The following is an 18,284-nucleotide window of genomic DNA, read 5'->3' on the forward strand; positions in this document are numbered from 1 at the left end:
AAAAAAAAAAACATAAACATAGCGTAATCTAACACGACATGAACAAAAATAATTTTGACGAATTCTTTCGGGAGAAATTCAAGGAATTTGGCGAAGCCCCGGATGAAAAGGTCTGGGAGGCAATCGAATCCTCATTGGATAAAAAGAGAAAAAAACGCGGTTTATTGCCAATATGGTGGAAAATCGGTGGGATAGCGGCTTTGCTTGCTGTCTTATTCTATATTGTAAAACCTTTTGAAGATAGTTCTGTTCCGGCTGTTGTTAATACGGCGACCGAGCAAGAAGAACGCCCCACTGAAAATCAGGAAGTGCTTCCGGATAATAATGCTGTTAGCGATGCAGATAATACTTCAGATGCCGTACAGCAAGCAGAAGACCCTCTTGTAAAAACTCCTTCAGGTCTGGATAAGGATACACATACTGCTGGTATTGCCAGTACAAATGAAAATTCAAATGTATCTCCTGAAAAAGAGGATTCAGAATTTAATGCTCCCGATGTTGCTAATATCAATAGTACTGGTCAGGTAGTATCAAATACTAAGCATGTCACAGATAATGTTACAGAAGATGCAAATAAGCAAAACATAGAAGAAGGTCTAGCAACAGCAGATAAAGAGAAGACACTAATTTCGGCTGTTGATAAAGGACAGAAGAATAATATACCCAATGGTATTAATGAAGAGAAAAATGATGAAGCTACTGTAGCAACGGAGGTTGCCGGGACTACAGAGAAAAAATCTATTTTTGATGAAATAGACCAGCAGGAGGAAGTAGTTGCAAATGCGGAGGAGAACAAATGGTCTGTTGGCCCAAGCGTGGCTCCTGTTTATTTTAGTTCTTTTGGAGAGGGTTCTCCAATTCATTCTAATTTTGTGCCTAACTCTAAGTCGGGAAGCCTTAATCTCAGTTATGGCCTATCTGTTTCCTATGCTGTTTCTAAAAAATTAAGTGTGCGTTCAGGAGTTCATAAGGTAGACTACGGATATGACACCAATGATGTGCAATTTTCTTCGTCTCTTGCCGCCTCTACCAATAACAGAATAGATAATATTGATTATGCTCTAACCTCCAAAAATCTTGTTGTTCAAAGTCGCACAAACGGACAGCCTGCTCAGGATGCTGCATTTGCCAGTAATAATGAAATTGCAGCTCCCAGTCCTACAAGAGATGGGAGAATGGTACAAGAGTTTGGGTACCTGGAAGTGCCGGTAGAACTAAATTACGCCCTTGTAGACCGCAAGCTTGGAGTTAATATTATTGGTGGTGTTAGTTCTTTGTTTCTGATCGAAAATTCGGTTAGCCTGGAATCTGATGGAGCCGCGACCGATATTGGCGAAGCAAATAATATTAACAGCTTAAATTTTAGCACCAATATTGGTGTTGGGTTGAATTATGATCTTTCACCCAAGGTTAAATTTCACCTTGAGCCCATGTTTAAATATCAGTTAAATACGTTTTCTGATACTTCCGGTAGCTTTCAACCTTTTTCCGTTGGTGTTTATAGTGGATTAAATTTTAAGTTCTGATCAGATAAAAATGTTGGTTAGGTTGGTTACAGCGATAAGCCGTGACCCCTAAAACGCCCTGATAGTGATATTAGGGCGTTTCTTTTAGCCTCCTAGGCGTTAGGCTGCCCTGTCAAAGATTTTAGGATTACGCCCCTTACTTTTTGCCTTAATTCGGATTTTTGAGTTTCTGTAAGTTCGGAAGTAGCAAAGAATTTATGCACGGTAACCCTTAGAGGGCCTGGTTTTCCGCTATAAAACGTAAATGAAAATCGCTGCTTATTATCGTGGAAAGTCATAGGTACAACGTCTATATTATGCGCAATGGCCATTTTAAATGCCCCATCCTTAAATTCATCTAATACCACTTCTTCGGCAGGGACACCTCCTTCCGGAAAAATACAAATACTTAGTCCTTCACTCAACCTTCGCTGTGCCCTTATATAGACTCCAGTTCTGCTTTTACTATCTTCTCTGTCTACCATTATACAAACCCGTTTATAAAAAAACCCGAAAAGTGGAATGTTTACAAGCTCCTTTTTACCTACAAAAACAAAGGGGTTTTTGCTAACATAGAGCATAAGCATAATATCTAACATACTCGTATGGTTGGCGACGAGCATATAACTCCTGCCTCGTTCCAATTTTTGCTCCCAATTTATCCTAGGGGGGCATCCCATACCGTACAATATGGGAGTTGCCCATAAGTTTCTCGCCATCCAGAAGAATTGAGGATACCATTTCTCACGAACTGTCAGTAATAGTAGAAAAGGAAAGCAAACAAGGATGGGAGTTGCCACAAGAATGTAAAACCAAACCCTGTATATGGCTTGACCGATTTTCCTGAAGCTTAGAATCATAAATTCAAAAGTAGAATTTTTACTTATATTTAAAAGAACAATCTAAATATTAATTCTATGGGATTACTCTATGCATTATTAATTGGGGCTGCAGCCGGATGGCTCGCTGGCAAATTAATGAAAGGCGGCGGATTTGGCCTTTTTAAAAATATTCTATTGGGGATAGTTGGTGGTGTCGTTGGCAATTGGGTATTTGGGATACTGGATATTTCTATAGGTTCTGGTATTGTTGGAGATCTGATTACAGGCGTAATAGGTGCGGTCGTAGTTCTTTTTATCGCAGGCCTATTCAAAAAATAAGTTGTTTAAGAATTATAATTAAGCGGCTTTTGCCGCTTTTTTTATGTTTTTGATTGTTAAATTTGCCCATAAAACCTAATGGCAAGAATCCTTACAGGCATACAAAGCACCGGAACACCACACTTGGGTAACATCCTCGGGGCAATAATCCCTGCCATTGCCATGGCCAAGGATCCCAAGAATGAATCATTTCTCTTTATTGCAGACATGCATTCGCTGACCCAAATTAAAGATGGGGCTACTTTGCGTAAAAACACGTATGCAACGGCAGCCGCCTGGTTAGCATTTGGTTTAGATCCGGAAAAAACCGTTTTCTACAGGCAAAGCGATGTCCCACAGGTAACAGAATTAGCCTGGTACTTGAGTTGTTTCTTTCCTTACCAAAGGCTAACGCTGGCACATTCCTTTAAAGACAAGGCAGACCGGTTGGAAGATGTTAATGCCGGGCTTTTTGCATATCCAATGTTAATGGCAGCGGATATCTTATTATATGATGCCAATATTGTTCCTGTTGGCAAAGATCAGCTTCAACACTTGGAAATGACCAGAGATGTAGCTTCAAGATTTCATGCTCAGCTGGGAGACACCTTTGTTTTACCAGAGGCACAAGTACAACAGGACACCATGTATGTTCCAGGTACTGATGGAGAGAAAATGAGCAAAAGCAAAGGAAACCTAATCAGCTTATTCCAGGCAGATAAACCATTGCGCAAACAAATTATGGGCATAGTTACCGATAGCACGCCCATGGAAGACCCTAAAGATCCTGATAAGGATAATGTTTTTGCCTTGTATAAGATACTCGGGTCGGAAGAGCAAGTGGCCGAAATGCGTCAGAATTACATTAATGGCAACTACGGTTATGGGCACGCGAAGCAAGCATTATTTGAATTGATATTGGATAAATTTGGCCCTGCCAGAGAAAAATTCAATTACTATATGGAACACCTTAATGAAGTGGATGATGCCCTGGCAATTGGGGCTGAAAAGGCCAGAGTGGTAGCGGATGCTGTTTTAGATCGGGTTAGGGCAAAAGTTGGGTACTAATTTTTGGTCATTTTCCTCTATTTGAAATGCCCGGGAGAGCTCCTTAAAATCTAGTGATAAATGCCAGATTTTTGATTGAATTATAAAAGCAGGCCGACGAAATTCACAAAAAAAGGACAAGCAGAAACGCAAACCAGCCGGTCGGTTTTAGTGGATTTTCTAACTCGGCAATTTTAAAGTAAACCAGGATTTAACAGGGTATTTTACCGATGAAATCACGAAACCATTATAATTTTACCTCAATTTAATCAGTTGGCCAACCACTTAGTCTGTAAAATACTAAATGGCTTCGAACAATTTTCCGGGTAAAGGACGGACTACTCCTTTCATTTCCATATTCAACAGGGTTGAGGAGGCCAGATATATCGGTAAATTGCATTCCAAGGCAATGCTATCCAGTAACTGTTTCCCTTCCTTTTGCAGGTAATTATATACCACATTCTCGGATGCATCCAATTCTGTAAACAATTGTTTCTGGACAGGCCGTATATCCTTCTCTCCAACCTCCCAATTTAGCATATAAATTAAATCTGCAGCAGAGCTAAGCAAATGTGCTTTTTGTTGTTTTATAAGATTGTTACATCCAAGACTGTAGGTGTCTGAAGTTCTTCCCGGGACAGCAAAAACGTCGCGGTTATAGCTATGGGCAATATCCGCTGTAACCAGACTACCTCCCTTTTCAGCAGATTCCACCACTATAGTGGCCTCACTCATCCCGGCAATAATCCGGTTTCTTTTTAAAAAGTTTTCCCGTTCAGGATGACTACTGCTCCAGAATTCTGTAAGAAAACCGCCGTTTTCAGTTATTTCGCTGGTAAATCTAGCGTGCTGCCTGGGATATATCTGGTTAAGTCCATGAGCCAAACATCCTATGGTCTGTAAATTACTTTTCATTGCGGCCCGTTGTACGCAAATATCTACTCCGAAAGCAAATCCACTTACGATAACAGGATTCAGTGGCGCTATATCCTCTATAAATTGCTCGCAAAAAGCCATCCCATAGTTTGTCATATTCCGGGTACCCACTACACTTATTATTTTTCTCCCTTCCAATTGGATATTTCCGCGTTTAAAAAGCAGCAGTGGCCCATCTGCACAATGCTTTAAATATCTGGGGTAGGTTTTATCAGTAAAATAGATATACCCAATATTATTTTGGGTAATATATTCGAATTCCCTGACAGCTGCTGCATGATACTGAGCATGATAGAGTCCATCAAGTGCTTTTTCTCTTACTCCTTCTATTTTCCTGAGATGACTCACTTTATCCGAAAAAATAGCAGTTGGGCTACCACATGAGGTAATAAGCTTTTTGGCAGTAATATCTCCAAGATTGGGAATATTCTGAAGACGCAAGATTGCAATTAGCTCATTATCAATCATTTAATGATTTTGTTTTTTTGCTCATAAAAAGTGGGCTATATTATGTTAATAAAAAGTTATCAAAGGTAGTTTGAGGCGCTGCAATTTTTTTTCATCTTTGTATTTATGGGAACGGATCACTATATACAAGAGCTTCTCTACCGATATAATTGTGTGGTAGTGCCAGAATTTGGTGCTTTCCTTACCCAAATGAAATCTGCTGTAATTCATAAAAGCACTAACGCTTTTTCTCCTCCTTCAAAAATTATCTCTTTCAACGAGCAATTAATTTCTAATGATGGTTTACTGGTTTCCTATATGGCCAATGCTGAAGGGGTCAGCTATGAGGAAATGCTGAAAAAAACACTCGAAAGCGCCAAGGTCTGGAGAAAAAAATTAAAGATTGGAGAAAGGTTAGAACTTCCCAATATTGGCGAATTATGGTTAAACAGAGAGGGGAAAATTCAATTTCAACCCTCGTACAAGGTGAATTACCTTACTTCCTCCTTTGGCTTATCGTCTTTTGTCTCTCTTCCTGTAACCAGGGAGGTTTTAAAAGAAACGGTTACGGAGTTGGAAGAAAAAATTCCGTTTATAATTACCCCTGAACAGCGTAAAAGAAGCAACTTCAGGCCCTATTTAAAATACGCTGCCATTATCCTCCTGGCTTTGTCTACTGGCCTGACCGGATTTCGATTTTACAATGAAACCACTGTAAATCAACAACTGGCAAGGGAAGACGCTCAGGAAGTAGTCTCTAAAAACATTCAGGAAGCTACTTTTTTCAATGCAGACCCAATGGTATTACCTGCACTGGAGCTGGAAGTTACCAAGAAGGTTGTTGGCAGACAACATCACATCATTGCAGGGGCCTTTAGAATGCAGAAAAATGCAGAAAAGAAGGTAAAACAGTTGCATAGAAGAGGCTTTGATGAGGCCACTTATATAGGTACTAATGCCTATGGCCTGCATCAGGTTACTTATGCCAGCTTTACCGATCCAAAAGAAGCCCTTACAACTCTCAGGAAAATAAAGAGAACCATCTCTTCGGATGCCTGGTTGCTTTCCACAAAATAAATTTCAATACTTTTTCCATGCTTAACTAAGGGTGTATCTTTGCATAAAAATTTTATATGCAGGTTAAAAGACCCAGTGATTCCAGGACCATAATGACAGATATGGTGCTCCCAAGTGAAACAAATCCATTAAATAACCTATTTGGAGGGGAGTTACTCGCTAGGATGGACAGGGCCGCGAGTATTGCTGCCAGGCGACATAGCCGTAGAATTACCGTGACGGCATCGGTTAACCATGTTGCTTTTAACAGATCTGTTCCTTTGGGCAGTGTCGTAACTGTTGAAGCTGCGATTTCCAGAACGTTCAGAACTTCAATGGAGGTATATATCGATGTTTGGATGGAAGACAGAATCAGCGGAGAAAGGTCCAAAGCAAATGAAGCCATCTACACCTTTGTAGCTGTGGATGAAACGGGAAAGCCAACGGAAGTACCTGGCCTTGAGCCCGAAACCCCTCTGGAAAAAGAGCGTTTTGAAGGTGCGTTAAGACGTAAGCAATTGAGCTTGGTGCTTGCCGGAAAGTTAAAACCCGATGATGCTACAGAATTACGGGCGCTATTTACAAGTGGACCTTCTTAAAAATCAAAATTATCAGGGTCTGGACCAAAACGCTTAGAGCGGTCCATGGCATTAAGATAAGTCATATCTTCAGTGGCTATTTCAAAGTCGAATATATCACTATTAGATATGATGCGCTCTTTTTTTGATGATTTAGGAATGGTAATTACCCCATTTTGTAAATCCCATCTTAATACTATTTGAGCAATAGTCTTATTGTATTTCTTTGATAGTGCTTTAAAAGTATCCAATTTAAATATTTTCCCTTGCATTAGCGGGGACCAGGCTTCATACTGAATGCCCTTTGCAATACAGTAATCCAGTAGCTCTTGTTGTACCAGATAAGGATGAAACTCCATCTGATTTACCATAGGAACCACTTTTGCTGTACTAAGCAGATCATCCAGATGGTGTTGCATAAAATTGCTTACCCCAATGGCCCGTACTCGTTTTTCATTGTAAAGTCGTTCCAGTGCCCTCCAGGTATCCTTGTATTTGCCATTCACAGGCCAATGAACCAGGTACAGATCAAGAACATCAAGGTTTAAGCGTTCCATGCTCTGGTCAAATGCCTTAAGGGTTGTGTCAAAGCCCTGGTCTGTGTTCCAAACTTTACTCACAACAAATAACTCTTCCCTTGGCGTATTACATTCGGCAATTCCCCGGCCTACGCCATCTTCGTTATTATATATTGCGGCAGTATCAATATGCCTGTACCCTGCGTCAACAGCCCATTTAATTGCGTTTACTACTTCCTCTCCGTCTTTGGACAAATATACCCCCAGGCCGAAATAGGGCATCTCTACCCCGTTGTGCAATTTAAATGTTCCTTTAATGTCTGTTATCTCTTTCATTTGCATCATAATCTAAATATCCATTCCTCCGGATTGAGGCGGGTGGCATCTCTGTACAAATAGAATTTAAGCTGTGTAAGGCCATTAAACCTATTGGTATATATTTTACCTAAAGCATCCTTTGCAACCACCTTATCCCCTTTTTTTACATAGAGGTCTGAAAGATTATAATAGGTGCTTATATAATTTCCATGCTTTAATTGAACCCCTTTATTTCCTCCAGGTACCGCTAAAATAGCAATAACTTCACCCTCAAACACGGCTCTTGCCGTGGCACCCTGATCTGTAACAATAATTACCCCGTTGCTCTGGTGTTTAATTCCTGGATAAACTGCGTCTTTATATACCCCAAATCCCTGTTTCTTTATTCCTTTTTCTACCGGCCAAATTAACTTTCCCTTGTTGGCCGAAAAGTTATTTGATACCAAAACTGCCTCAGGTGTCAGAACAAATTTGCTACTGCTAGCGCCAGCCTTGCCTGCCTTTCTATTAGATGCGGCAATTGCACTTCTAATAAGCCGTTCAATCTGCTGCTCTATCTTGCGTGCTTCCTTCTTTTTCGACTGAATTGCAGCTGCATATCTGCTTTCATTCTTGCGAATTGTTTTAAGCAATTCTTTTTGTTCTTTAAGTTCTTTTAGTATTTGATTTTTGGCTTTTCTATTCTCTGCTATTAGCAGGTCTTTGGACTTCCTTTGATTGGTTAGGTCCTTATTTAAATCTGTGAGCTCCTCCGTTTTTAGTACTATTTGTTCTCCCTGTTTCTTTCTGAATTCGGTATATTGTTTTAGGTACTGAAGTCTTTTAAAAGCCTGGAAGAAATTCTCTGAAGACAATAAAAACATGAGCCGGTTTTGCCGTGATTTATTTTGATACGATTTCTGGATCATATTGGCGTATTCTATTTTTAGAATATCCAAGTCCTCCCTTAATTTGGCAATATTTCGTATGTTGGCATTAATCTGACGATTTAGCAAGTTAGATTGCTGATTAGTAACCCTAATAAGTTGTTGTCTCACATTAATCTTCTGGTCCAGTCCTTCCATCTGATCCAGAATGGTACCTCTTTGCTTTTTCTCTGCAAACAACAAACGGTTAATTTGCTCAATTTCGTTTTGTAATTTGGCCCGTTTAGCTTCGAGGGCCTTTTGTTCATTAGATTGTGAGAAGCAAATTGCAGCATTCAGCAATAGGGTAAAAAGAAGAATAACAATATGATATGTGCTTCTGTTCCTCATATCACTTTAATACTATTTCATAAAAACCTTTCGGTATTTTATATGGAAAGTTCAATGGCCTGTTAAACTCCATATTCCTGTATTCAATGGCAATAATCGTCCTCTCCTCTTTATCAATAGCTGTAATGCCAATTTCATCGGGAAGAATACGATTGTCTTTTTCTTGGTAATTCTTGTAGTTGATATGAAGCAAACGTTTTTTGGATGGCTGAGCTAACTGCTGGGTTGCCATTTTAAAATTTTGTGGTTCTATCTGAAAGAGTACTTTAAAGAGTTCAGCCGCTTTCTTAGGCTTTAGCTGATAGGTTTCTTTTGCGATATCTACTTCATACTTGTTTTCTCGTAAATCAAAAATGGCCTGTCCTAATAACAAATTCTGAACCTGCTCAAAGTCGAGCTCAGATCCAAGCATATCACTTAAATAACTAAAATCTCCATCAAAATATTCATTCTGAAGCTTATTGTAAAACGAGACTCTTGTAGGTGTAATATACGCCTTAACAACGCCTAAAGGAGCGCTTAACCAAATGGTTTTGTCTTTTTCCATTCTTATGCTAACACTTACTCCCTGAGACGATATCCCATCTGAGTAATCTATCTTCATCCGCCCACTCAATGTCCTAAAACTGAGTTGATTCTTATAGTGATTTCTAATAATTGCTCTTGCGGATAATTTCTCATCAGCGCTTACTTCCGCGACTATTTTTCCTGATTTGCATGATCCAAAAAGGACAAGTAATATGCAAAAAGCAATCCATTTATAAGTTTTAAATATCTTAATTTTCATAGCTTCAGGACCCAGATTTTATCTTACTAAGATACATATTTGCCTTAGAAATATTTCCCAACGATGTATGTGCTGTGGCCAGTTCTTTATAGATTTTGTCAGCCAAATCGGAATCTTCCAAAAGATAATCCAGGGCCATTTCCAATACCTCAACTGCTTTCTTAGCATTGGAATTTTTGTTGAATCCAAGGCCCTGCGCATAATAGTAATAAGGTTGTGACGGGAAACTTTCTAGGGCCTCCGAAGTAATTTCGAGCAATGCAGAGAAATCATTATCCTCTATAAGTTCTGCAATCTGATCGTTATATCTTTTCAGGGGGTTTGTGATGGTAGTTGTACTGACTGTGTTTTCTTTTTTAGGAATATCCCGCTGCTTTTTAGTAATAGAGTCGTTTATTTTATTTGTCAGTTGCTGTTTAAATTCTGAGGTTCTTAAATCATTCAAAATCTCAAGGGCGGATTCGTAATTCTTTAGGCGAAAATATATAAGGGCGAGGTTTTCCTTTAATTTTGGGCTGTCAAAAGGTATTTGGGCGTCCAGTGTACTAATAGTACTTCCTTGTTTAATTAAAATTTCAACCAGGGTATTTAAATACCAATAATTGGCAGGTGACGCATTCAAAGCTTCGAGGCCGTATTCCTGGGCCAAAATATACTGCTTATCTGCAAGGTATGCCTTCGCCAATTCATGATCAACCGCAGTGCTTTCGACATCTAATCGTTTGCATTCCAAAAGCAAATTAATAGCCTTATCATAGTTTTCTATCCCTTTTTGCTTCAGAGCTTCGAAGAAACTTTCCTGGAATTCATCCGTATATTGTTCAAGAAATACTTCTGCGCTTTGCTCCACATCAATTTGCTGATCTTCCTGCGCATAAGTCGCCAGGGAGAAATGAAATATCCCAGAAAGACAAACCAATGATACGCACAACTTCTTCATAATTCCAATCCTGTTTAGGCCAATTATATAGGCCCTTAGAGCTATATACCAATTGTTATTTTACTCCTGTGCTTCCAAACCCACCTTCTCCTCTAAGGGTTTCAGACAATTCTTTTGTCTCTTCCCATTCTGCCCTTTCATGTCTGGCAATAACTAATTGCGCTACCCGCTCACCATTTTCTATTGTAAAAACCTCATTAGATAAGTTCACAAGAATCACACCAATTTCACCACGATAATCTGCGTCTATTGTTCCCGGCGCATTTAAGACTGTAATTCCTTTCTTAGCAGCCAAACCACTCCTTGGTCTGACCTGAGCTTCATAACCTACAGGAAGCTCAATAAATAGCCCGGTCTTAACAATAGTTCTTTCCAGGGGGTGTAATGTCGCCGGCTGGGATAGGTTAGCCCTTAGATCCATCCCTGCAGAAGCATTTGTCTCGTAATGCGGTAATGAATGCTCTGATTTATTTATTATTTTAATCCTCATTTTTTCAGAAATATTTGTCTTAATTTTTCATTTTCCATCTTATATACTAAACCTAAAAATACTAAAAGTAACAGGCTACCCACTACCAAATTTCTGTTAAAAACATAGAATGATAAGACAGAGAACACCAAAGAGACACTTAAGTAAAAGACTATTTTTCTAAGGTTATAAGGTATAGGATAGTTTTTTCTGCCAAAATAATACGAAAGCAGCATCATAGCCCCATAGGCCGCCAGAGTCGCAAAAGCGGATGCATAATATCCGATAACGGGGATGAAAATATAATTAATTAAAATAGTAAGAAATGCCCCAATTAGGGAAATGAAAGCTCCATACTTGGTTCTGTCCGTAACTTTGTACCATACAGAAAGGTTATGATAGATCCCCAAACAGAAACTCGCCAATAGAATAATGGGAACAACAGGCATCGCTTCCCAATAGGCTTTATCAACAAAAATTTCCTTTAAGATGTCTGCGGACACCACAACAACCAGAAATATGACACTTCCTAATACCACAAAGTAATCAGTGATCTGAGCATAGGCTTTTTGGGGGTTTTCAGTTGTGGAATGACTAAAGAAAAAGGGTTCAATTCCAAGGCGGAAAGCCGTTGCAAAAAGGGTCATAAACATTCCCAACTTGTAGCATGCGGCATACATCCCCAATTCACTTTCAGCAACGTCCGGGGGCAATAAACGCTCTAACATAATTTTATCAAAAACCTCGTTGATCGTAAATGCTATGCCGGCTATCAGTACGGGCCAGGCATACTTCATCATTTTTTTCCACAGTCCTCTATCGAATTTGTAGGTGCTTTTTAAATAGAGGGGGAGCATCAATAACAAGGTGATACCACTGGCAATTAGATTGGAAATTAGGATGTATGAAATTTCAAAGTCAGCCGTATACATTCCAGCTAAAAATCCTTCCGGGTTCCCTTCTGCCCACTTAGGTAGCAATACCAGAAAAAATACATTCAGACAGAGGTAGATGGCAACATTAAAAATTTTTATTATCGCGTATTTAATTGGCTTTTCGTTGGCACGCAGCCAGGCAAAAGGTATCATTACCAGGGCGTCGAGTGATAAAATCACAATCACATATTTGATGAACTCAGGATCAATACCAAGCAGCCCGGCTAAACTGTTATAGAACATAAATGCCAGAACGAAAAAGAAGGCTGTAGAGGTTAAAATAGACAATAGAGAAGTAGCCACTACCCCCTCCTTATTATCTGATTTATTGTAAAACCTGAAAAACGCTGTTTCCATCCCATAGGCCAGAAAAACATTGAAAATAGCGAACCAGGCAAAAATTATGGTGACCTCTCCATATAACTCCGGTGCCATTACCCTGGTATACAGGGGAAGCAGCAGGAAGGATAGCATACGAGGTAGAACCGTAGCCAACCCGTAGATAAAGGTCTGTTTAAAGAGTTTTTTAAGCGGGTTCAATAATTAGGGATTAGGCTTCAAAAGTACCTATTTATAGCCTGCCAACAAAGTCAGTTCTGCGGTCTGCCGGGGTAAATTCTGGAAGGTTTGTCTGCTATGCCCCCTATTTTTACATATTTTACCTTCTTACTGCCCTTTTCTAAATAACTGATAACTGCCTCATCGGACTTTAGTTCAAAAGGAAATTTATGCCCTTTATTCTCCAATCTTGGCGGTTGATTCCCAACCTCCTTTTTAGGGTCTGAATGCATTATAATATCCGGTTTTACGCCCTTCTCTCTGAAGTAATTACCTATAACTGTCATCTTACCATCATTCTTCTCCAACTCCGCCTCCATAATGGCGCCTCTAAAAAACACCTCTTTAAATTGGATGTCATCCGCTATGACAGTTGACTCCAGTGGTAGGCGTAACCTGAAACCTGTCCCACTTTCTTCTTTTCCAGCTACCCATTCCTGACAACTGGCTTTGTCAATTGTAAAGGGAGCGCTATTTTCCAATCGTTTTTGAGAGGAGCAACCCTGAAGAGTAAGGGCACATCCCATGATAATATAAATTGCGTTCTTTATTTTCATAACACTTAATCTTTAGTAAAGATATAAAACCAAAATTGGTGCCAAAATGAGAATATTTGTTCTTAAATCCTTAAACTAAAAAACCCACTTCCGAACCATAGTGGAAGTGGGTTTTTACATCTGTTCAACAGCAATTAATTATTTAGCGCCTCGGCCCCACCAACAATTTCAAGTATCTCATTGGTAATAGCAGCCTGTCTCGCTTTATTATAGGTAAGCTTTAACTGATCTCTTAATTCTGTTGCATTATCTGTTGCTTTGTGCATGGCGGTCATACGTGCCCCATGTTCGCTGGCAAATGAATCTCTTATAGCCTTAAATAGCTGAGTTTTTAAAGATTTTGGAATCAACTGGGCCACAATTTCGGGCTTAGATGGCTCAAAAATATAATCTACATTGCTGCTTTCCTCCCCTTGTATTGGGACTATAGGTAGAAACTGCTCTGTCATTACTATTTGTGTTGCGGCATTTTTGAACTTATTGTAAACCAGCTCAATTCTATCATATTCGCCATTAGTGAAGTGATCCATCAGTTCTTCCGCAATTGTCGCCGCATTATCAAAGCTTAGCTGGTCAAAGATCTCACTATGGTTGGCTACTATAGTATTTTTCTTGCCGAGCAGGTCATTGCCTTTTTTCCCAATAGCCATAAAATCTACCTGCTTATCGCTATAAGTTTCCTGCTGCATGGATACGCACTGCTTAATTATATTAGAATTAAAAGCTCCACACAATCCCCGGTTAGAGGTTATGGCAACCACCAGCACTTTTTCTACCTCCCTGTTGTCAGCATATTTACTTCCGGCCTCGCCGTCCATACTTGCGCTTAAATTCTGCAATAATTCGGTAAGCTTATTAGCATAGGGGCGCATTGCCGTAATAGCATCCTGTGCTTTCTTCAGTTTTGCAGCAGAAACCATTTTCATGGCACTGGTTATCTGCATAGTTGAAGAAACCGATGCTATTCTATTACGTATTTCCTTTAGGTTCGCCATTTCCTGGACTAATTAATCTATAATCGGATTAGTTACGATACTTTGCTGTCATTTCCTTACACACGGCGGTCAGGGTATCAATAACCTCATCGGTTAGTTTCCCGGCCTTTAGTGTAGTTAGAACATCTTTGTGCTTTGCATTTAAATATTCCAGATACTCCCCTTCAAACTCCTTAACTTTATCAACAGGAACATCTCTAAGCAAGTTCTTAGAACCTGCATAAATAATCGCTACCTGGTCTTCTACCGTAAAAGGATCGTTCTGTGCTTGTTTTAAGATCTCCACATTTCTTCTTCCTTTTTCGATCACATTCAGGGTAGCAGCATCAAGGTCGGAACCAAATTTGGCAAAAGCTTCCAATTCTCTAAATTGCGCCTGGTCTAGTTTTAATGTCCCTGCAACTTTTTTCATGGATTTGATCTGGGCATTACCTCCTACTCTGGAAACCGAAATACCCACGTTAATGGCAGGTCGTACTCCCTGGTTAAACAAATCCTGCTCAAGGAATATCTGCCCATCAGTAATAGAAATTACGTTTGTAGGAATATATGCTGATACATCTCCCGCCTGTGTTTCAATGATTGGCAATGCTGTCAGCGAACCGCCTCCCTTTACCATGGGTTTAAGAGGTTCTGGCAAATCATTCATATTTTTTGCTATATCGTCATCGGCAATTACCTTAGCCGCTCTTTCTAACAATCTGGAGTGAAGGTAAAACACATCCCCAGGATATGCTTCACGTCCAGGAGGACGTCTAAGCAATAAGGAAACCTCTCTATAAGCTACCGCCTGTTTTGAAAGGTCATCATATATAATAAGAGCTGGTCTGCCTGTATCTCTGAAGTATTCACCAATTGCTGCTCCTGCGAAAGGTGCATATACCTGCATAGGAGCAGGGTCAGATGCATTTGCAGCAACAATTGTTGTGTAAGCAAGGGCGCCTTTATCTTCTAAAACCTTCGCAATATTAGCTACTGTTGATGCTTTTTGCCCAACAGCCACATAAATACAGTAAACCGGTTCTCCGGCGTCATAAAACTCTTTCTGATTAATTATAGTATCTATACATACTGTGGTTTTACCTGTTTGACGGTCGCCAATAACCAATTCTCTTTGCCCTCTTCCCACAGGTATCATGGCATCAATCGCCTTAATCCCGGACTGTAAAGGCTCGGTTACCGGCTCTCTGAAAATTACCCCTGGAGCTTTTCGCTCTAAAGGCATTTCATATAACTCTCCGGAAATTGCACCTTTTCCATCAATTGGACTTCCCAAGGTATTTACAACGCGTCCTACGATCCCTTCACCCACATTAATAGATGCAATTGTCTGGGTTCTTTTAACAGTAGTCCCTTCTTTTACATCTCTGGATGGACTTAAAAGTACCACCCCTACATTATCTTCTTCCAGGTTAAGAACAATCCCTTGAAGGCCTCCCTCAAATTCTACCAATTCTCCATATTGCACATTGGCCAGACCATATACCCTGGCAATACCATCACCAATCTGTAATACGGTTCCCACTTCGTCCAAAGAAGCTGTGGCTTCAAATCCTGATAATTGTTTCTTTAAAATTGCTGATACTTCAGCGGCTTTTACTCCTGCCATTTCTGTTTAGATAAAAGTTGAAGGAGAAAATTGCTTTTCACCTCCTAAATGTTAGTTATAAACTACTTTCGAATTCTCGTTTAATATTGCTTAACTTATTAGCTATACTCGCATCGTATTGTAAATCTCCTACACGCAAAATAAAGCCTCCTATGATGCCTTCGTCTACCTTATTTTCAATAACTACCTTGTTTCCGGTAAGTTTGGTAACTTTTTCCAGAATTTCCTTTTCAAGGCCTGCTGTAATGGGCACGGCAGTAGTAACATATGCTACTCCCTCACCTTTTAACTGTTCATTGAGAACAATATATTTGGAGGCTACATCCTCTAACATGGGGATTCTCTTATTGTCTACTAAAATATTTAGCAAGCCCTCTGTTATCGCATGTTTATCCTTAAAGATCCCCTTCAAAGCTGCTTTCTTCTCTAGACCATTTACAACGGGGCTACCCAACATACCTTGCAATTCTTTGCTATCGGATATGGTATTTACAATATCACGCATATCGTTTTCAACAGCGTCTGTAACCTTCCCGTCTATTGCAAGGTCCAAAACTGCTTTGGCGTAACGTATTGCTGCTCTGGATTCGTTCATCGGTTAATTAATTCAATTTAATATCACCAAGCATTCCCTCAACCAACTTCAATTGCTTGTCCTTGTTTGCCAATTGCTCTTTAATTACCTTTTCTGCTATATCTACAGACAAATTAGCTACCTGGCTTTTAATTTCCGATACAGCAGCCTTCTTTTCTCCTTCAATAGTTGCCTGTGCCTGCTTAACCATTTTATCGGCTTCTACTTTAGCCTGGTCCTTAGCATCCGAAACAATTTTATCTTTTAACTCACGTGCTTCCTTTAGCATAGCTTCTCTTTCTGCCCTTGCTTCTTTAAGAATGCGCTCGTTATCTGCCTGCAGGTTCTGCATTTCTTTACGTGCATTTTCCGCTTCTGCCAGGGCCTTTTTAATAGAATCTTCACGATCCCCAACAGCGCCTAAAATGGGCTTCCAGGCAAATTTTTTCAATACAAATAAGAGAATGGCAAAAGTCAGTGCCGTCCAAAATATGAGTCCAATTTCCGGTTTGATTAAATCCATATACTTCTTTATTTATTTTTTAAATACTAAGGCACAACCAACCGTTGTGCCTTAATATAAGCTCTAGCCTAAGACACCCATTAGTCCTACAACAACCCCAAATAGTGCTACCGCCTCAATAAAGGCAATAAGTACAATCGCAGACCCTTGTAGTTTTCCTTGCATCTCTGGCTGGCGTGCCATTGCTTCCATAGCGGCACCACCAATTTTACCTACACCGATACCACCACCGATTGCGGCCAAACCTGCTCCAATAGCAGCAAATGCTCCGTAATCAACTGCAGCAGCAGTCTCTTGTAATAATGCTAAACTCATAGTTTACGTATTTAAAAAAATTAATTAATGTTCGTGTTCTTCTTCCAGTGCCTGTCCAAAATACAGGGCTGAAAGCATTGTAAAAATATACGCCTGAATAGCCACCACCAGTACTTCAATTACACTGATAAACAATGTGAACAGCACAGATATCGGGGCCACCCAAAACGTCTCAAAAATAAATATCAAACCAATTAAGCTCAATACAATTACGTGACCCGCAGTAATATTAGCGAACAAACGTATCATAAGGGCAATAGGTTTTACAAACATCCCAATAATCTCAATTGGGGCAAGAAACAACTTCATTGGTACCGGCAATCCTGGCATCCAAAGCATGTGTTTCCAATAGTATTTCTTACTGCTGAATAGTGTAATAACAAAAGTAATAACGGCCAGGGTAAGGGTAAAAGCAATGTTCCCGCTTAAGTTTGAGCTAAATGGGAAAAATGGGATAAGCCCTATTACATTGTTGATCCAAATAAAAAAGAACAAGGTCAACAAATATGGCATATACTTTTTATAATGGTTTTCACCAATATTAGGTATGGCTACCTCATCTCTTATAAAAACGACTATAGGTTCCATAAAGCGCCCTATTCCACTGGGCATGTTATCTTCTGATTTTCTGTAAGACCTTGCAGACAACAAGAATATCAGAAGTATAAGGGCCACAGACAAAAACATGGAAAACACGTTTTTGGTCACTGAAAAATCCATGGGTCTCACCGCATTGGTAGCATGGTGTTCCTCATCAAAATCTACTGCGATAGCGCCTTCATTAAGTTGGTAAATCTTACTGTGAAGGTTTACAAACTTCATCCCGTTTTTCTCCACAACAACCTTTCCATCCACATCGTGATGAAACTCATTGGATAAAAAACTAACCAGCCCATTATCTGTCCACAAAATTACTGGAAGTGGCACAGTAAGCGCCTTTGGAAAATGATCCTCATCGCTCCCGTAAACATGAAAGCTATGAGAGTCACCAATGTGATGAAAAATTAACTCTGAAGCGTTAAAGGGTTCTTCTTCTGTAGTAGCCTCATTATCAGATGAATTCGAAGCTGCAAAACCCGTTGTAATAAGCGATAAAAAAAAGACGGTTAAAAATGCCTTGTATTTTCTGATCTGCATTGAAATTTCTTGTTTAAAAAACCTCCTGAAAAATTCGCTGCAAAAATACACACATTCTGCTAACTGACAAACTTCTACGCCAGTT

The 18,284-nt window shown here is 39.7% G+C and carries 20 protein-coding genes; 5 read left to right on the forward strand and 15 right to left on the reverse strand.

Going from position 1 to position 18,284, the window contains the following annotated elements; genetic code table 11:
* Nucleotides 1-38 precede the first annotated feature (38 nt).
* A complete protein-coding gene (locus J1G40_RS00005) occupies nt 39-1,526 on the forward strand; it encodes an outer membrane beta-barrel protein (protein ID WP_265240212.1) in 1,488 nt (495 codons plus the stop codon).
* Between the two features lie 92 nt (nt 1,527-1,618).
* On the opposite strand, the gene J1G40_RS00010 is transcribed toward J1G40_RS00005, so the two are convergent.
* Nucleotides 1,619-2,365: a lysophospholipid acyltransferase family protein gene (locus J1G40_RS00010; RefSeq protein WP_265240213.1), complete on the reverse strand. Its 747-nt coding sequence runs from the start codon at nt 2,363-2,365 to the stop codon at nt 1,619-1,621.
* Between the two features lie 57 nt (nt 2,366-2,422).
* Between J1G40_RS00010 and J1G40_RS00015 the strand changes: the two genes are divergently transcribed.
* Complete coding sequence (locus tag J1G40_RS00015) at nt 2,423-2,665, forward strand: GlsB/YeaQ/YmgE family stress response membrane protein (protein ID WP_265240214.1); 243 nt, start codon at nt 2,423-2,425, stop codon at nt 2,663-2,665.
* A gap of 78 nt (nt 2,666-2,743) precedes the next feature.
* Nucleotides 2,744-3,712: a tryptophan--tRNA ligase gene (gene trpS / locus J1G40_RS00020; protein ID WP_265240215.1), complete on the forward strand. Its 969-nt coding sequence runs from the start codon at nt 2,744-2,746 to the stop codon at nt 3,710-3,712.
* A 279-nt stretch (nt 3,713-3,991) separates the two neighbouring features.
* On the opposite strand, the gene dprA is transcribed toward trpS, so the two are convergent.
* Nucleotides 3,992-5,095 (reverse strand): DNA-processing protein DprA, encoded by a 1,104-nt coding sequence (dprA, locus tag J1G40_RS00025; protein WP_265240216.1) that lies wholly within the window; start codon nt 5,093-5,095, stop codon nt 3,992-3,994.
* Between the two features lie 105 nt (nt 5,096-5,200).
* On the opposite strand from dprA, the gene J1G40_RS00030 reads away from it, so the two are divergent.
* Entirely contained in the window at nt 5,201-6,151 is a 951-nt protein-coding gene (locus J1G40_RS00030) for an SPOR domain-containing protein (protein WP_265240217.1), read from the forward strand.
* Nucleotides 6,152-6,207: 56 nt separating this feature from the next.
* Nucleotides 6,208-6,729, forward strand: coding sequence for an acyl-CoA thioesterase (locus tag J1G40_RS00035; protein ID WP_265240218.1), 522 nt, complete (start codon nt 6,208-6,210; stop codon nt 6,727-6,729).
* Here J1G40_RS00035 and J1G40_RS00040 read toward each other — a convergent pair.
* The 13 genes from J1G40_RS00040 to atpB form a co-directional block, all read right to left on the reverse strand.
* Nucleotides 6,726-7,562, reverse strand: coding sequence for an aldo/keto reductase (locus tag J1G40_RS00040; protein WP_265240219.1), 837 nt, complete (start codon nt 7,560-7,562; stop codon nt 6,726-6,728). The two genes, J1G40_RS00035 and J1G40_RS00040, sit on opposite strands and share 4 nt — an antisense overlap.
* 5 nt (nt 7,563-7,567) lie before the next feature.
* On the reverse strand, nt 7,568-8,800 hold the full coding sequence (locus J1G40_RS00045) for a murein hydrolase activator EnvC family protein (RefSeq protein WP_265240220.1): 1,233 nt from the start codon (nt 8,798-8,800) through the stop codon (nt 7,568-7,570).
* 1 nt (nt 8,801) lies between these two features.
* Nucleotides 8,802-9,587, reverse strand: coding sequence for a DUF4292 domain-containing protein (locus tag J1G40_RS00050; protein ID WP_265240221.1), 786 nt, complete (start codon nt 9,585-9,587; stop codon nt 8,802-8,804).
* Between the two features lie 4 nt (nt 9,588-9,591).
* Nucleotides 9,592-10,527: a tetratricopeptide repeat protein gene (locus J1G40_RS00055; protein ID WP_265240222.1), complete on the reverse strand. Its 936-nt coding sequence runs from the start codon at nt 10,525-10,527 to the stop codon at nt 9,592-9,594.
* Nucleotides 10,528-10,582: 55 nt separating this feature from the next.
* Nucleotides 10,583-11,017 (reverse strand): dUTP diphosphatase, encoded by a 435-nt coding sequence (dut, locus tag J1G40_RS00060; RefSeq protein ID WP_265240223.1) that lies wholly within the window; start codon nt 11,015-11,017, stop codon nt 10,583-10,585.
* Nucleotides 11,014-12,471 carry a lipopolysaccharide biosynthesis protein gene (locus J1G40_RS00065; RefSeq protein WP_265240224.1) on the reverse strand — a complete coding sequence of 486 codons (1,458 nt, stop codon included), beginning with the start codon at nt 12,469-12,471 and terminating at the stop codon, nt 11,014-11,016. Before J1G40_RS00065 ends, dut begins: the two co-directional genes overlap by 4 nt.
* A gap of 50 nt (nt 12,472-12,521) precedes the next feature.
* Nucleotides 12,522-13,046: a hypothetical protein gene (locus tag J1G40_RS00070; RefSeq protein WP_265240225.1), complete on the reverse strand. Its 525-nt coding sequence runs from the start codon at nt 13,044-13,046 to the stop codon at nt 12,522-12,524.
* Between the two features lie 134 nt (nt 13,047-13,180).
* Nucleotides 13,181-14,041: an ATP synthase F1 subunit gamma gene (atpG, locus tag J1G40_RS00075; protein ID WP_265240226.1), complete on the reverse strand. Its 861-nt coding sequence runs from the start codon at nt 14,039-14,041 to the stop codon at nt 13,181-13,183.
* Nucleotides 14,042-14,069: 28 nt separating this feature from the next.
* Nucleotides 14,070-15,650, reverse strand: a complete 1,581-nt coding sequence (gene atpA / locus J1G40_RS00080; RefSeq protein WP_265240227.1) for a F0F1 ATP synthase subunit alpha — start codon at nt 15,648-15,650, stop codon at nt 14,070-14,072.
* A gap of 55 nt (nt 15,651-15,705) precedes the next feature.
* The gene (atpH, locus tag J1G40_RS00085) at nt 15,706-16,245 is read right to left on the reverse strand and encodes an ATP synthase F1 subunit delta (protein WP_265240228.1); all 540 of its coding nucleotides are present in this window, start codon (nt 16,243-16,245) and stop codon (nt 15,706-15,708) included.
* 7 nt (nt 16,246-16,252) lie between these two features.
* On the reverse strand, nt 16,253-16,747 hold the full coding sequence (locus J1G40_RS00090) for a F0F1 ATP synthase subunit B (protein WP_265240229.1): 495 nt from the start codon (nt 16,745-16,747) through the stop codon (nt 16,253-16,255).
* Between the two features lie 63 nt (nt 16,748-16,810).
* The gene (gene atpE / locus J1G40_RS00095; protein WP_265240230.1) at nt 16,811-17,062 is read right to left on the reverse strand and encodes an ATP synthase F0 subunit C; all 252 of its coding nucleotides are present in this window, start codon (nt 17,060-17,062) and stop codon (nt 16,811-16,813) included.
* A gap of 24 nt (nt 17,063-17,086) precedes the next feature.
* Nucleotides 17,087-18,199, reverse strand: a complete 1,113-nt coding sequence (atpB, locus tag J1G40_RS00100) for a F0F1 ATP synthase subunit A (protein ID WP_265240231.1) — start codon at nt 18,197-18,199, stop codon at nt 17,087-17,089.
* Nucleotides 18,200-18,284 lie beyond the last annotated feature (85 nt).

It is taken from the genome of Muriicola sp. Z0-33, from assembly GCF_026126425.1.
Classification (GTDB): Bacteria; Bacteroidota; Bacteroidia; order Flavobacteriales; family Flavobacteriaceae; genus JAFMPW01.